At 60.1% G+C, this 13,698-nt stretch carries 13 protein-coding genes; 10 read left to right on the forward strand and 3 right to left on the reverse strand.

Going from position 1 to position 13,698, the window contains the following annotated elements:
- The first annotated feature begins 84 nt into the window (after nt 1-84).
- Complete coding sequence (locus ACP15N_RS11345) at nt 85-1,368, forward strand: PP2C family protein-serine/threonine phosphatase (RefSeq protein WP_425092385.1); 1,284 nt, start codon at nt 85-87, stop codon at nt 1,366-1,368.
- A 14-nt stretch (nt 1,369-1,382) separates the two neighbouring features.
- Here ACP15N_RS11345 and ACP15N_RS11350 read toward each other — a convergent pair whose 3' ends face one another.
- Complete coding sequence (locus ACP15N_RS11350) at nt 1,383-2,489, reverse strand: alpha/beta hydrolase (RefSeq protein ID WP_425092386.1); 1,107 nt, start codon at nt 2,487-2,489, stop codon at nt 1,383-1,385.
- Nucleotides 2,486-2,935, reverse strand: a complete 450-nt coding sequence (locus ACP15N_RS11355) for an NUDIX hydrolase (RefSeq protein WP_425092387.1) — start codon at nt 2,933-2,935, stop codon at nt 2,486-2,488. Before ACP15N_RS11355 ends, ACP15N_RS11350 begins: the two co-directional genes overlap by 4 nt.
- A gap of 124 nt (nt 2,936-3,059) precedes the next feature.
- Between ACP15N_RS11355 and ACP15N_RS11360 the strand changes: the two genes are divergently transcribed.
- From ACP15N_RS11360 to ACP15N_RS11395, 8 genes are all read left to right on the forward strand, one after another.
- Complete coding sequence (locus ACP15N_RS11360) at nt 3,060-4,058, forward strand: Hsp33 family molecular chaperone HslO (RefSeq protein WP_425092388.1); 999 nt, start codon at nt 3,060-3,062, stop codon at nt 4,056-4,058.
- Nucleotides 4,045-4,653 (forward strand): NUDIX hydrolase, encoded by a 609-nt coding sequence (locus ACP15N_RS11365; RefSeq protein WP_425092389.1) that lies wholly within the window; start codon nt 4,045-4,047, stop codon nt 4,651-4,653. The genes ACP15N_RS11360 and ACP15N_RS11365 overlap by 14 nt, the downstream gene beginning before the upstream one ends.
- A complete protein-coding gene (locus ACP15N_RS11370; protein ID WP_425092390.1) occupies nt 4,650-5,810 on the forward strand; it encodes a CCA tRNA nucleotidyltransferase in 1,161 nt (386 codons plus the stop codon). The genes ACP15N_RS11365 and ACP15N_RS11370 overlap by 4 nt, the downstream gene beginning before the upstream one ends.
- A gap of 66 nt (nt 5,811-5,876) precedes the next feature.
- Entirely contained in the window at nt 5,877-7,724 is a 1,848-nt protein-coding gene (locus ACP15N_RS11375) for an ABC transporter ATP-binding protein (RefSeq protein WP_425092391.1), read from the forward strand.
- The gene (locus ACP15N_RS11380; protein WP_425092392.1) at nt 7,721-9,553 is read left to right on the forward strand and encodes an ABC transporter ATP-binding protein; all 1,833 of its coding nucleotides are present in this window, start codon (nt 7,721-7,723) and stop codon (nt 9,551-9,553) included. The genes ACP15N_RS11375 and ACP15N_RS11380 overlap by 4 nt, the downstream gene beginning before the upstream one ends.
- A 38-nt stretch (nt 9,554-9,591) precedes the next feature.
- Nucleotides 9,592-10,821, forward strand: coding sequence for a class I SAM-dependent RNA methyltransferase (locus ACP15N_RS11385; protein ID WP_425092393.1), 1,230 nt, complete (start codon nt 9,592-9,594; stop codon nt 10,819-10,821).
- A 17-nt stretch (nt 10,822-10,838) separates the two neighbouring features.
- Complete coding sequence (locus ACP15N_RS11390) at nt 10,839-11,633, forward strand: ion transporter (RefSeq protein ID WP_425092394.1); 795 nt, start codon at nt 10,839-10,841, stop codon at nt 11,631-11,633.
- Between the two features lie 94 nt (nt 11,634-11,727).
- Nucleotides 11,728-12,219, forward strand: coding sequence for a L,D-transpeptidase family protein (locus ACP15N_RS11395; protein ID WP_425092395.1), 492 nt, complete (start codon nt 11,728-11,730; stop codon nt 12,217-12,219).
- A 7-nt stretch (nt 12,220-12,226) separates the two neighbouring features.
- Here ACP15N_RS11395 and ACP15N_RS11400 read toward each other — a convergent pair whose 3' ends face one another.
- Complete coding sequence (locus tag ACP15N_RS11400) at nt 12,227-12,727, reverse strand: CAP domain-containing protein (RefSeq protein WP_425092456.1); 501 nt, start codon at nt 12,725-12,727, stop codon at nt 12,227-12,229.
- Nucleotides 12,728-12,945: 218 nt separating this feature from the next.
- Here ACP15N_RS11400 and ACP15N_RS11405 point away from each other — a divergent pair, with 218 nt between their 5' ends.
- Nucleotides 12,946-13,554, forward strand: a complete 609-nt coding sequence (locus tag ACP15N_RS11405; protein ID WP_425092396.1) for a L,D-transpeptidase — start codon at nt 12,946-12,948, stop codon at nt 13,552-13,554.
- The last annotated feature ends 144 nt before the right edge of the window (nt 13,555-13,698 follow it).

The following is a 13,698-nucleotide window of genomic DNA, read 5'->3' on the forward strand; positions in this document are numbered from 1 at the left end:
CCGTGTCTGCAGAAATGCAGAGAAGTTTAGCTTTTACCTCGCCTTAAATTGCTGTGTTGCAAGAACGAGCCTGCATCAGATGGTATGAGTCGCATGACAGTCGAAAGCCGACAAATCGAACCTGCGCCCGAACTGGCGACACGCACGGGCGCGGGCTTAAGGGTCTTGCTGGTTGACGACAGCCGTCTTCAGCGGCGTCTGCTGTCCATGGCGCTGCGCAAACGAAATTTCGAAGTGATCGAAGCTGAGTCGGCCGAAGAAGGTTTCGCGATTTTTCAGGCACAAGAGATTGATATCGTCATTAGTGACTGGGTCATGCCCGGCATGAGCGGGCCGGACTTCTGCAAAGTGCTCAGGACCCATAGTGAAGACCGTTACATCTACATCATCTTGTTAACTGCAAAGACGGCTTCGTCCGAGATCACCGAAGGGTTTGATGCCGGCGCAGATGATTTCCTGTCAAAGCCCGTGAATGCGTTGGAGCTTGCGGCGCGGATGGGTGCCGGACAGCGCATCCTGCACTTCGAACGCGAATTGAAACGCGCGAACGGACTTTTGTCCGACACGCTGGGCGAGTTGCGAACACTGTATCATGCCCTGGACTCCGACCTGGCCGAAGCACGAAAGCTGCAGCAATCACTGGTGCGCGAGAAATACGGACGTTTCGGCTCGACCGAGATTGCGATCTTCCTCGAATCAAGTGGCCACGTCGGTGGTGACCTGGTCGGGTTCTTCCCCATCAGCGAGACCGAAGTTTGCGCCTACGCCATCGATGTATCGGGCCACGGGGTCAGCTCGGCCCTGATGACAGCCCGGCTCGCAGGTGTGTTTTCAGGCCAAAGCCCCGGCAAGAACGTTGCCATCCGTTTGAACGACGCCGGGGAGGTCGAGGGCAGAGACCCGGCCGATATCGCCTTCGATCTCAACAAGCTGCTTCTGGAAGAGATGGAGACAGAGCACTACTTCACGCTGTTTCTTTGTATCTTGAACCTCGACACCGGGTTGCTGCGGTACGTGCAGGCAGGCCACCCCCATGCCGTCCTGATGAAACCGGATGACAGCTGGCAGCATCTGGGAAGCGGCGGTTTTCCGATTGGTATGTTGGATTTCGCCGAGTACCAGAGCGAGGCCACGGTTATATCGAAGGGCGACCGTGTCTTGCTGTCTTCAGACGGCATGACGGAGTGTACGAATCTCGCCGGTGACATGCTCGACGAAGATGGGCTGGCGGAAATGGCAATTTCCCTCGAACCATCGGCGCCCGAAACCTATTTGCACGATCTTTATGCCACATTGGAAAGCTTCGCCGGACGCACGCAGTTCGACGACGATGTTTCCGCAGTTTTGCTGTCCTACGAAGCAGGATAGAGACACAAGTCGCTTCAGGGCTGGAGAGTGATCTCGATGGTCCGGTTGAACGTTTGGACCACGTGCGATCCAGCGGCCTCCTGGGCGTCCTCATCCAAAAAATCACTGAAGGCTGCCAGCGCGCGGATGCGCTCGATCTGAACAGCCGACTCTATCGCACCCAAATGGTTCAAGGACCGGATTTCGGCCAAGGCTGTGATATCGACAAGAGTGATCTCGAATTCTGAAAGTCGCCGGGGATCCTCAAGAGTCCCGAGCCGGTTGCTTTGCTGAGACAGCTGGCTCGACACGCGAAGCGCCCGATCTGCTTCCGACAGGATGACGACGAAGGGTTGCGGCAGATCACCAATCGCGCGGGCCTGGCTCTCGAAAACATCGACCGAAATGTCCGGCGACATGAGAACCACTTCGGAGATCCTGCTCAGCGCAGACCTGTCCCCCGAGATTGCAATTTCCCTTAGCGCCTCCATTAACAGGAAAGTGCCCATCGAATGGGCAATCACGGCGATCTTCCGGGCGCCAGATCCGTGCACGGTTTTCAACAACTCGACCAACGCATTGCGGGCGACCAGCGTGCTGTCACGATCGTACAGGTAACCGACAGTCGACGCGCTGGATCCCCACGAGAAAAGAATTGGAATATCCGCGCTTCGGTAGTCATGGTGTGCCTGCGTGAAGCGATACAAGGCTTCGGCAAAATTGGTATTGTACCCGTGTACGAATATAACGGCGTTCCGCTCTGCCGCCGGGCGTTCCCGAAGCGACCTGTCCAGACTGCGGTCAAATGCCGTCGCACTTGTCAAACGATCCGCCTTCTCGACGAAGAAATCAGTTTCGGGGTTTGGGGTCCGGGTTGGCCAGTTAATGGATCCCAGTTCACGTGCTGGCGGCACGGACACGAGAAAACGGGAAAACAACGTCTCGTCGCCCCGTTCATTCGCATAAACTTGCCCGTTATCGGTTTCTGCGCGGGTTGTGGCGACCAGAACTTCGTGCACTGTCGCGCCGTCCGCCGAAGACCGGCCGGGTGGTAGGGTGGTCAATTGACCGCGCGGCGCACAGCCGAGGCAGATCGCGGCAATCAGGCCACCGAAGAGGCATCTGAGAATGGCTTGGCTCATGGGTGATTTCCATCACACAACGCCCGTACGAAGCGCCGATCCCCCTCGTTTCCGAGCCGCGACATCGCCTCTTGCATGGGCAGGAAAACGGCCATGTGGTCGGGTTCAGTCGGTTCACCGACGCGAAGCGTCGGGCGGCCGAGATAGACATGGCAGATTTTCTCAGCCCAGAGGTCGTATTCCGGCATATAGGTAAACCTGCGAAAGGCTCCGAGACGACGGTCAATCCGGACCTTCCACCCAGTTTCTTCGCGGATCTCGCGATGCAGGGCCGGCAGGGGCGCTTCACCCGCATCGATTCCGCCGCCGGGCAATTGAAAATCCGGTTTGTCTGCAAACTGAACCGTGATCAGCAGGTCGTCGCCATCTCGCAGAATGGCATAGGCCCCGGGGCGTCGTCGATAAACACGCCCCGCATGCACGGTTTCTCCCAGTCTTGGTATCATCTCTTGCCTCTTGGCAAAGTCCACGGGGTGCCCCGGGCTTGGACCGGCGCATCGCAGCCTCTATATGGCTCGGTAAGCTGTCAGTGGATCATGCCGCTGATCTCTGCGTTCAGGAAGGCCCCCAATGAGCATTGCAACGAAAATCGCCTGGGACGACACAGTTTTGCCGTTCCAGCTGGACCGCTCGGACATCCGCGGCCGCGTCGCCCGACTAGATGGCGCGCTCGATGAAATCCTCGGTCAACACGAGTATCCGCCAGCCATCGAGGCATTGGTGGCCGAAGCTGCGGTCTTGACGGCCCTGATTGGCCAAACGATCAAGCTGCGCTGGAAACTTTCGCTGCAAATCCGAGGGGATGGACCAGCGCGTCTGATTGCAACGGATTACTATGGCCCCACGGAGGAGGGCGCGCCCGCCCGCATCCGCGCCTATGCCAGCTATGATGCAGACCGGCTGCAAGCGGGAGGCCCGGCATTTCCGCAGATCGGAAAGGGGTATTTCGCCATCCTGATCGACCAGGGTCAGGACATGGTACCCTATCAGGGCATCACGCCGATAGCCGGCGGCAGCCTGAGAGCCTGTGCAGAGACTTATTTTGCCCAGTCTGAGCAGTTGCCAACCCGGTTCGCCCTCAGCTTCGGTCGGTCCCGCGAACCGGGTCAACCAGAAAGCTGGCGCGCGGGCGGTATCATGCTGCAGCATATGCCCGAAGCTTCCCCATCCGTGGCAGGAGAGGCAACCGGCGAAGGTGGACTGCTCAGCCATTCGGACATTCTGGACGGTGACGCGCAAGAGAACTGGACACGCGCCAACGTGCTGCTCGACACTGTAGAGGAGTTGGAGCTTGTCGGACCGTCATTGGCGCCGTCGGAATTGCTCGTGCGGCTGTTCCACGAGGAAGCACCACGCGTTTTTGATGCGCAGACCGTGAAGTTCGGCTGTACCTGTTCAACAGACCGGGTCAGGCAAAGCCTGTCGATCTATTCAGCGCGCGACATAAGCCACATGACAACGGACGATGGGATCGTTACAGCGGACTGTCAGTTTTGCGGCGCACATTACGAGCTCGACCCGGCAACACTTGGATTTGAGGCGGAGGATCACTCCGATGCGGCTGAATGAGCTTGAGCTGAGGCTGAAAGAGGCGTTGGCACGTCCCGCACCCGCGTCCTCGGATTTTGATCTGAACAAGGATTTCACACCACCGCCGGGTCGCAAGTTGCGCCCCGCGGCGGTGTTGATCCCGCTGATCGAGGGGATGGACGGGGTAGAAGTCGTGTTGACCAAGCGCTCCTCCCGGCTAAAGCATCATCCGGGTCAGATCGCGTTCCCGGGGGGGAAGGTGGATCCGACCGACGCCACGCCCGAAGCAGCGGCACACCGAGAGGCATGGGAGGAAATAGGGCTTCCCATCGGTGCGGCGCGTGTGATCGGCGCACTTCCAACGCATGAGACGGTTACATCGTTTACAATGACCTCTTTCGTCGGTGCGGTAGAGACACCGTTCGTTCCGAAGCCCGAGGTCGGCGAAGTGGCCGAGGTTTTTTCCGTGCCCTTCGAGCACGTCATTAACCCGGCACGTTTTCGCGTGGAGCGCCGCCGGTGGCAGGGCCGTTGGCGGCACTATTACACCATCCCTTTCGGCCCGTACTACATCTGGGGCGCGACAGCGCGTATTCTGCGCAGCATGTCCGAACTGATGCAAAACGCGCGATGACTGCGCAGCTTCCCCTGAAGTCGATCAGTGACCCCGCCGCGCAGCGGGTCTTGGCCTTGCTCTCCGATGCCGGATACCAGGCCTTGTTCGTGGGTGGCACGGTTCGCAACGCATTGCTGGGCACCGCCGTCACTGATTTCGACATCGCGACCGATGCCTTGCCGACTGAGGTTCTGGCGTTGGCCGAGGATGCCGGAATGCGTTCGGTTCCCACTGGTGTTGCCCACGGCACGGTGACACTGGTTGTGAATAGCGCTCCGTTCGAGGTGACCACGTTCAGGCGGGATATCGAAACCGACGGCCGCCACGCCAAGGTGACGTTTTCAAAGGATGTTGCCGAAGATGCCCGGCGCCGCGACTTCACCATGAACGCGCTTTACGCCGACGCGACCGGGGCTGTCATTGACCCTTTGGGCGGCCTGATTGACCTCAGAGCGCGTCGTGTCCGCTTTGTTGGTGTGCCGGAGGACCGCATCCGCGAAGATTACCTGCGCATCCTGAGGTTCTTTCGGTTCAGCGCGCAGTATGCAGATCCGGCAGGTGGTATGGACGCCGACGGATTGGCAGGATGTGCTGCGCATCTTGATGGTCTGGCACGATTGTCCGCGGAGCGGGTTTGGTCCGAGTTGAAAAAGCTTCTCGGTGCGGCGGACCCGGCTTGGGTTGTCGGGGCGATGGATGCATCAGGTGTCCTTGGGGCGTGTTTGCCCGGAACGTCTGCTGAGGGGCTTGCGCCGCTCATACACGCCGAGGCAGAGCTTGGTCTGGCGCCCGATCCGCTCAGGAGGTTTGTGGCGCTGGGCGGCGAGACGCCCGAGGCGAAGCTGCGCATATCGCGCAGTGAAGCGCGATACTTCGAACACATGCGGAGCGCCGTCGCATCGGCGGACGGACCTCTGGCGCTTGGATATACACTTGGCTCGGCAGCGGCGCGGGATGTGCTTGCGTTGCGATTTGCCCTTTTGCAGAGCCGGTTTTCGCAAAGCGATCTGGCAAAGATCGACCAAGGCGCGCGGGCGGTTTTCCCGGTTCGCGCGGTGGATCTTCGCGATGGTCTGCAGGGGCCGCAAATCGGTGAAGCCCTTGAAAAGCTCAAGACGATCTGGCTTGCCGAGGGATGCGCGCCGGACAAGGCCACTCTTCTGCGCCGCCTCTGACACCACATCGCGCGTGGCTTTGGTACGAAGACTGCCTATATCCCAAGGGTAGCCCGAGGACGTCCCATGTTCCGCTTCTTCGAAAATCTGGTCGATCCGTATGTTGCCTATGCGGAAACCGATCGGCCGCCGACCCGGTTGTGGCCGTTCCTGAAGGAATGGTCCAAGCCGTTTCGCGGGGTGTTCATCGTGGCAGGTCTCATGTCCATCGTCGTGGCCGGGGTCGAGATCGCGCTGATCTATTACATGGGCCGGGTCGTAGACTTGCTGTCCACGACCTCTCCGGCGGAAATCTGGTCCGAGCATGGTGTGGAGTTGATCGGGGTTGCCCTGTTCTTGTTGATCCTGCGCCCACTGCTACAGACCTTGGACGTGCTGCTGCTGAACAACGCGATTCTTCCGAATTACGGGACACTCTTTCGCTGGCGTGCGCATCGCCAGGTGCTGCGCCAATCGGTTGGCTGGTTCGAGAATGACTTCGCCGGGCGCATCGCAAACCGTATCATGCAGACGCCCCCCGCCGCCGGAGATGCCGTGTTTCAGGTGTTCGATGCGCTCAGCTTTGCGCTGGCCTATCTGATCGGGGCAGCCTTGCTTCTGTCGCAGGCCGACCCTCGGCTGGCGGTCCCGCTGGTGATCTGGTTCGGGCTGTATCTTTGGCTGGTTCGTTGGACCATCGCGCGTGTTGGTCCGGCGTCGCAGGCGTCCTCCGAGGCACGCTCGGAGGTGACCGGCCGCGTCGTGGACGCCTACACGAACATCCACGCGGTCAAGATGTTCGCCCATCACGACCGTGAGCTGGCATACGCCCGCGATGCGATAGAAGACACCCGTATCACCTTCAGTCGCGAGATGCGGATCTTCACTCTGATGGATGTTGCGCTGGTCATCCTTAACGGGCTGCTCATCGTCGGGGTCGTCGGATGGGCCGTGATCCTGTGGTCCCAAGGTACGGCAAGTGTCGGGGTCGTGGCCGCGGCAACGGCCCTCACACTCAGGCTGAACGCGATGACCGGCTGGATCATGTGGGCTGTGTCGACGTTCTTCCGGTCGTTGGGTGTCATCCGCGAGGGGATGGAAACGATAGCCCAGCCGATCATGCTGACAGATGCCAAGGATGCAAAGCCGCTGGAATTCTCCAAAGGGGAAATCACGCTTCACGATGTGGCGCATCACTACGGGCAAGGGGCAGGGGGCCTTGAAAAAATCGATCTGACCCTGAAACCGGGCGAGCGTGTTGGTCTCGTCGGGCGCTCCGGCGCGGGAAAATCGACCCTCGTGAAGCTGCTTTTGCGCTTTTATGACGCCGATGGGGGGCGGATCGAGATCGATGGTCAGGACATTTCCCGCGTCACGCAGGACAGCCTGCGCGCGCAGATAGGGATGGTGCAGCAAGACAGCTCTCTGCTTCATCGTTCGGTCCGCGACAATATCCTTTATGGCCGACCCGACGCGACAGAGGCAGAGGTGATCGCCGCCGCACAACGCGCGGAGGCGCACGACTTCATCCTCGATCTACGCGATCCGCAGGGTCGAACCGGCTATGATGCGCAGGTTGGCGAACGCGGTGTGAAACTGTCCGGCGGGCAACGGCAGCGCGTGGCCCTTGCGCGCGTCATCCTCAAGGATGCGCCGATCCTGGTTCTGGATGAGGCGACGTCCGCCCTCGATTCCGAGGTCGAGGCGGCCATTCAAGACACGCTCTACGGTGTGATGGAGGGTAAGACCGTTATCGCGATTGCGCACCGATTATCGACGATCGCCCATATGGATCGCATTCTCGTGCTGGATCAGGGCCGCATTGTCGAAGATGGGACGCATGACGCCTTGTTGGCGAGGAACGGCATCTATGCCGGGTTCTGGGCACGCCAGTCCGGCGGCTTTATCGGCACGGCACCGGAGGCTGCGGAATGAAGATCGCTGATCTGATCAACGCGTTCGAGCCCGCCGAAGGCGCGCCGCCGCAAACGCTTGGTGCCTTTTTCAGATGGTGTTTGCACGGGTCTTTGCCAGTCCTTTTCGGAGCCGCCGCTCTATCGGCTCTGGCCGGTACGCTGGAGGTTTTCAGCGCACTTCTTCTTGGATTTGTCATCGATACAGCGCTGGAGGCCGGGGCGAGCGGCTTCTTTGCAGAACACTGGCCGGTGTTTCTGGCGGTGGCGGCTTTTTTCGTTTTGCTGCGGCCTGCCATCTTCGGCCTCAGTTCTGCCGCCAATGCGATTGTGGTGCAGCCCAATATCAACCCGCTGGTCCTGTCGCGCCTGAACCGTTGGACGATGGGACAGTCCGTGACGTTCTTCGACAACGACTTTGCCGGGCGCATCGCCCAGAAACAGATGCAAACCGCACGCGCGGTTACGGATGTTACCTCCGAACTGATCAACGTTGTTGCCTTTGCGCTGGCATCGATCGTTGGCTCGGCGATCTTGCTGGTCTCTATCGATTTGCGCGTTGCGCTCGCGCTGGCGGTCTGGTTTGCGGGCTATCTTGCCTTGATCCGGTTCTTTCTGCCGCGCGTGCGCAAGCGATCTGCTGCGCGCGCCGGCGCTCGGGCGATGGTTTCGGGTCAGGTCGTGGATACGGTGACTAACATCAAGACCGTCAAGCTGTTCGGCCACTCGGAGTTCGAGGATCAGGCTGCCCTTGATGCCATGCGCACATTTCGGGGCAAAGCCCTTCAATTCGGGGTGGTTGCTTCAAGCTTTCGGTTCTGGCTGATGGCCGTGGCCGGTGTCTTGCCGGTTCTTCTGATCGGGGGGACCTTGGCGCTGTGGGCACAGGGCGCGGCGACGCCGGGTGATATTGCTGCGGCCGGAGCGATTTCCATCCGGATTGCCCAGATGACCGGCTGGGTCAGTTTCACGCTCATGGCCATCTACGCGAATGTTGGCGAGATCGAGGATGGCATGCGAACCCTGACCGTTCCGCACACGCTGACCGATGCCGAAAACGCGACGCCGCTGCAGGCTGCCGAAGGCGATGTACGGTTTGAGAACGTCTCTTTCATGTATGGGCGTGGAGCCGGAGGTGTCACGGATATCGTGCTGGACGTGCCGGCCGGACAAAAGCTGGGTCTGGTTGGTGCATCCGGCGCGGGCAAGTCGACGCTCACGGGGCTGCTTCTTAGGTTGCATGATGCCGAAGCCGGGCGCGTTCTGGTCGACGGAGCGGATGTCCGCGATCTGACGCAGGACAGTTTGCGCCGACAGATCGCGATGGTCACGCAGGAGACAGCGATGTTCAACCGCTCGGCGCGCGAGAACATCCTGTACGGGAAGCCGGACGCGACCGAAGCGGAAATGATCGAAGCTGCAAAGCGCGCCGAAGCGCACGAGTTCATACTGGGGCTCAAGGATCATATGGGCCGCGAAGGCTATGACGCGCATCTGGGTGAGCGCGGCGTGAAACTGTCGGGGGGCCAGCGCCAGCGGATCGCCCTCGCCCGTGCCATCCTCAAAGACGCTCCGATCCTCGTCCTGGACGAGGCGACGTCAGCGCTCGACTCCGAAGTCGAGGCCGCGATTCAAGATGCGTTGGATTGCGTGATGGAAGGCAAGACGGTCATCGCCATCGCACACAGGCTATCGACAATTGCGCGGATGGACCGGATCGTTGTTCTGGATGAGGGTCGCGTTGTCGAGGATGGCACACATGAGGCGCTACTGAAGGCAGGTGGCCTTTATGCGCGTTATTGGCAACGCCAATCGGGCGGGTTCATCGGCTTGATGGAAGCGGCTGAGTAGTTGCAGCGGTCCAAGCTCGCCGCTAAAGCCCGCCCATGATGACGAAAGTGCGCATAGACCGGCTTGGCCTGCACGGCGATGGTATCGCGCCCGGGCCCGTTTATGTTGCACGGACCCTGCCATCCGAAGTCGTGGAAGGCGTAATCGATCAAGACCGTATCGCTGCGCCGCGGATCCTCATGCCCTCTGCGGATCGGGTAAAGGCGCCATGCGCACAGTATGCTCGGTGCGGGGGGTGCGCCTTGCAACATGCACGCGATGACTTTGTGGCGGAATGGAAGCAAGGGGTTGTGGAACAAGCGCTCCGTGCGCAAGGGATCGAAGCCCGGTTCCGGCCAGTCAAGACATCCCCGGCCCGCAGCCGCCGTCGCGTGACATTTGCCGGACGTCGCCTCAAGAAGGGGGCTTCGATCGGCTTTCACACGCGGGCGAGCGACACGGTCGTGGATGTCCCGGATTGTCGGGTCATCGCACCGGAGCTTGCCGCGTTGCGCGAGGGGTTGGCTGGGTTTGTTACTGTCCTGGGGTCTCGAAAGGCGGAGGTGAGCTTTTCGGCCACCTTGTCCGAAGCCGGTGTCGATCTGGATATCCGAGGCGGCAAACCGCTCGAACCGGCGATGTTCCCTGCGTTGACGAGGTTGGCGCATGAACTCGATCTTGCGCGCCTGAGTGTCGAGGGCGACGTGCAGGTCACATTGCGTCCCCCCTTTCAGATGTTCGGGACAGCGCAAGTCATCCCGCCGCCCGGGGCGTTCCTGCAAGCCACGCGCGAAGGCGAGGCGGCACTTGCGCAAGCTGTGGTGGACGCGGTCGGACATGCGAAACGTGTGGCGGATCTGTTTTCCGGATGCGGAACCTTTGCGTTGCCCCTGGCCCGACAAAGCGAAGTACACGCCGTCGAAGGCGAAGCCGCGATGCTGGAAGCCCTCGATGGTGGGTGGCGCAAGGCCCCGGGTCTGGCACGCGTTACGCATGAGGTGCGCGATCTCTTCCGGCGTCCCCTCCTGCCGGACGACCTGCGCATGTTCGATGCTGTGGTCATCGACCCGCCACGCGCCGGAGCAGAGGCTCAGACCGCGGAACTGGCAAAGGCAAGGCCGCCGGTGATTGCTGCGGTGTCTTGCAACCCAATCACCTTTGCGCGGGATGCAAAGACACTTGTTAACGCAGGGTACACGCTCGACTGGGTACAGGTTGTGGATCAATTTCGCTGGTCGCCCCATGTGGAGCTTGCCGCGCGCCTGTCGCTTGCCCATATCCCAAACTAAAGACGGGAATCACACCTATGACTGCCCTGCGTGCGCGCCTCGCCGACTGGATCGAAAGCCCACGGGTCCGGTTCACCATAATTGGTGTCATCATCCTGAACGCCATTCTTCTGGGCATGGAAACCTCGCCCGGCCTGATGGCGTCCTATGGCGATCTGTTGATGGCGCTGGATCAGGCGTGTCTGGCGATTTTCGTGTGCGAGCTTGCGATCAAGCTGTTCGCGCTTGGCCCACGTTTTTTCAGGTCTGGCTGGAACATCTTCGATTTCCTGATCGTCGGGATCGCGTTGGTGCCGGCGGCTCAGGGTTTTTCGGTCTTGCGGGCACTGCGCATCCTCCGTGTGTTGCGCGTGATCTCCGTTGCCCCGCGGCTGCGGCGGGTGGTCGAAGGGTTCATCACCGCGCTGCCCGGCATGGGGTCCGTTTTTCTGTTGATGGCGATCATCTTCTACATCGGCGCAGTCATGGCCACGAAGCTTTTCGGCACCAGCTTTCCCGAGTGGTTCGGTGATCTCGGGCGGTCAGCCTATTCGCTGTTCCAGATCATGACGCTCGAATCATGGTCCATGGGCATCGTCCGCCCGGTGATGGAGGTGTACCCCTACGCATGGGTCTTTTTTGTCCCGTTCATCATGGTCACGACCTTTGCAGTGGTGAACCTGTTGGTTGGTCTGATCGTGAATTCGATGCAGGACGCCCACGCCGAGGAATCGAACGCCGCGACGGATGCCTATCGGGACGAGGTGCTGGCGCGTCTCACATCGATCGAGGCCTACATTCACCGATCCGAGGATCCGTCTGCAAAAAAGTGATCAGGATACACTCTTTTGCAGGCTTTCGGGCTGCAAGGTGATCTGGCACACTGATGCCAAGCCGCAAAGGCGACCAGACAAGGCGATTGAGCAGATGAACCGCCGAACATTGATACTGGCTGCGCTGATCGCGCCCTTGGCGGCGTGTTCCAGCAAGTTCCGGTCCTATGACGGGCCGGAGGTGACGCGCATTGTCGTAATGAAGTCCGACCGCCGCATGTATCTGCTCAACAACAAGAACATCCTGCGGGGGTTCGATATAGAGCTTGGGTTTGCGCCCGTGGGCCACAAGCAAGTCGAAGGTGACGGAAAAACGCCTGAGGGACGGTATTTCATCGACCGACGCAACCCGAACAGCTCTTTTCATCTGTCGTTGGGAATTTCATATCCAAACGCGCGGGACATCGAAGTGGCGCGTCAACTGGGCCAAAGCCCTGGAGGCGACATTTTTATCCATGGAGAGACGACGGGACCGCGGCGCGGGACGGAAAACTGGACGGCTGGTTGCATTGCCGTCACTGACCGAGAGATGGAAGATATCTACGCGATGGTGCGCAACGGGACGCCGATCGACATCTTTCCCTGACCTCTGGTCAATTCACCAGCGCAGTGTCTGTAACCGGGCGTGATGCGCCTGTGACAAGGGTCCACCAAAGCTTGCCATTTGGCTCCTGATACCACGCAAACCCCATATCTTCGGCGGTAGGGTCCAGAATGACATCACGGCTGCCGGGCTCCTCCATCCAGGCGCTCAGGGTCTCGAGTTCGGTCTCGTAGGTCTCGGACACCAATTCCCCGCGCAATCCACCCGGGTAGCCGGCGCGCGTGACACGCTCGATCGGGCTCGATCCATCCGATCCGAAATGCCACGGACGGTTTTGAACGGCCATATCCCGTGAATGGGTCGCGGCGGCGGCGGTCAGCTCCGAATTAAGCTGCAAAGGGGCGGTACCAGCGGCCTGACGCAACGCATTTACAGAGTCGAGGATGGTGAAAGGAATGCGGGCCTCGTCACGGCTGGTGATTTTGTACACCCTCGGCAATGGCTTGCCATCTGGGCCGATCGTCGGCGCGGATGGAGTCGTGCAGGCCATCAGAATTGCGGGCAAGAGCCACAGAATCAGGTGCTTGAGGTGTCCGGCCATTGTGCTCTCCTTCACACGGTGCGAGTACCCCTATCCGGGAAAGCCCGCCTGTCCAAGCACCCCCCGAGCAAACGGAGTTGACATCTGTTTGATTTGTGCAACGCAGATATGGCAAATAAAGTTTTGGCGCTGTCGCAACCAACTCACGTATGTGGAGAGTTTTTCCCATGTCCAAGCTGACGACCCCTTTTCTGAGCCGCCGCGCATTCTTGCTTTCGGCAAGTGCCGCGGGCGTTGCCGGGTCTCCTGCTTTTGCGCAGTCGGACCCGAACTCCGGCACGACCGAAGTTGAAGCCGACATTACCGAGACCGTACGTCGCAACATTTCGAGCTTTCGCGCGCTCGACTGGCGTCCGTATTTCTCGAACACCAAGAACGGTGCGATCCTTGTCGATATCCAGTCGCGGGCCTTGCATTGGTGGTCTGAGGATCAGACGCAGTACAAGCTGTATCCGACATCGGTTCCGATTACAGAGGACCTGACCCGCACCGGGCGCACCCGGATCACGCGCAAGGTCGAAGGCCCAAGCTGGGCGCCGACCCCGGCGATGAAACGGCGCAATCCGGAGTGGCCGGACTTCATCGGGCCCGGGCCGGATAACCCGATGGGCACGCACGCGATGCACTTGACGTGGAAATACTACCGCATTCACGGAACGCACGACACGCGCAAGATCGGGCGCCGTTCTTCCAATGGTTGCATCGGCTTGTTCAACGAGGATATCGCGGACCTTTTCGAACGCTCGAACGTCGGCACACAAGTGTTGCTTATTTGACGACATTTTGCCGACGAACCCTTTGATGGTCGCCAGTGGATTGAAAAACCAAAAGGTTGCTGGTTAAAAATCATCACGAGGTACAATCCGGAGCGCGCAGTGCGTTTATCGGTGTGTCTAGGAAAGAGCATCTCTTTGGAGGGA

This window comes from Tropicimonas sp. S265A, assembly GCF_049800835.1.
In the GTDB taxonomy this organism is placed as follows: domain Bacteria; phylum Pseudomonadota; class Alphaproteobacteria; order Rhodobacterales; family Rhodobacteraceae; genus Dinoroseobacter.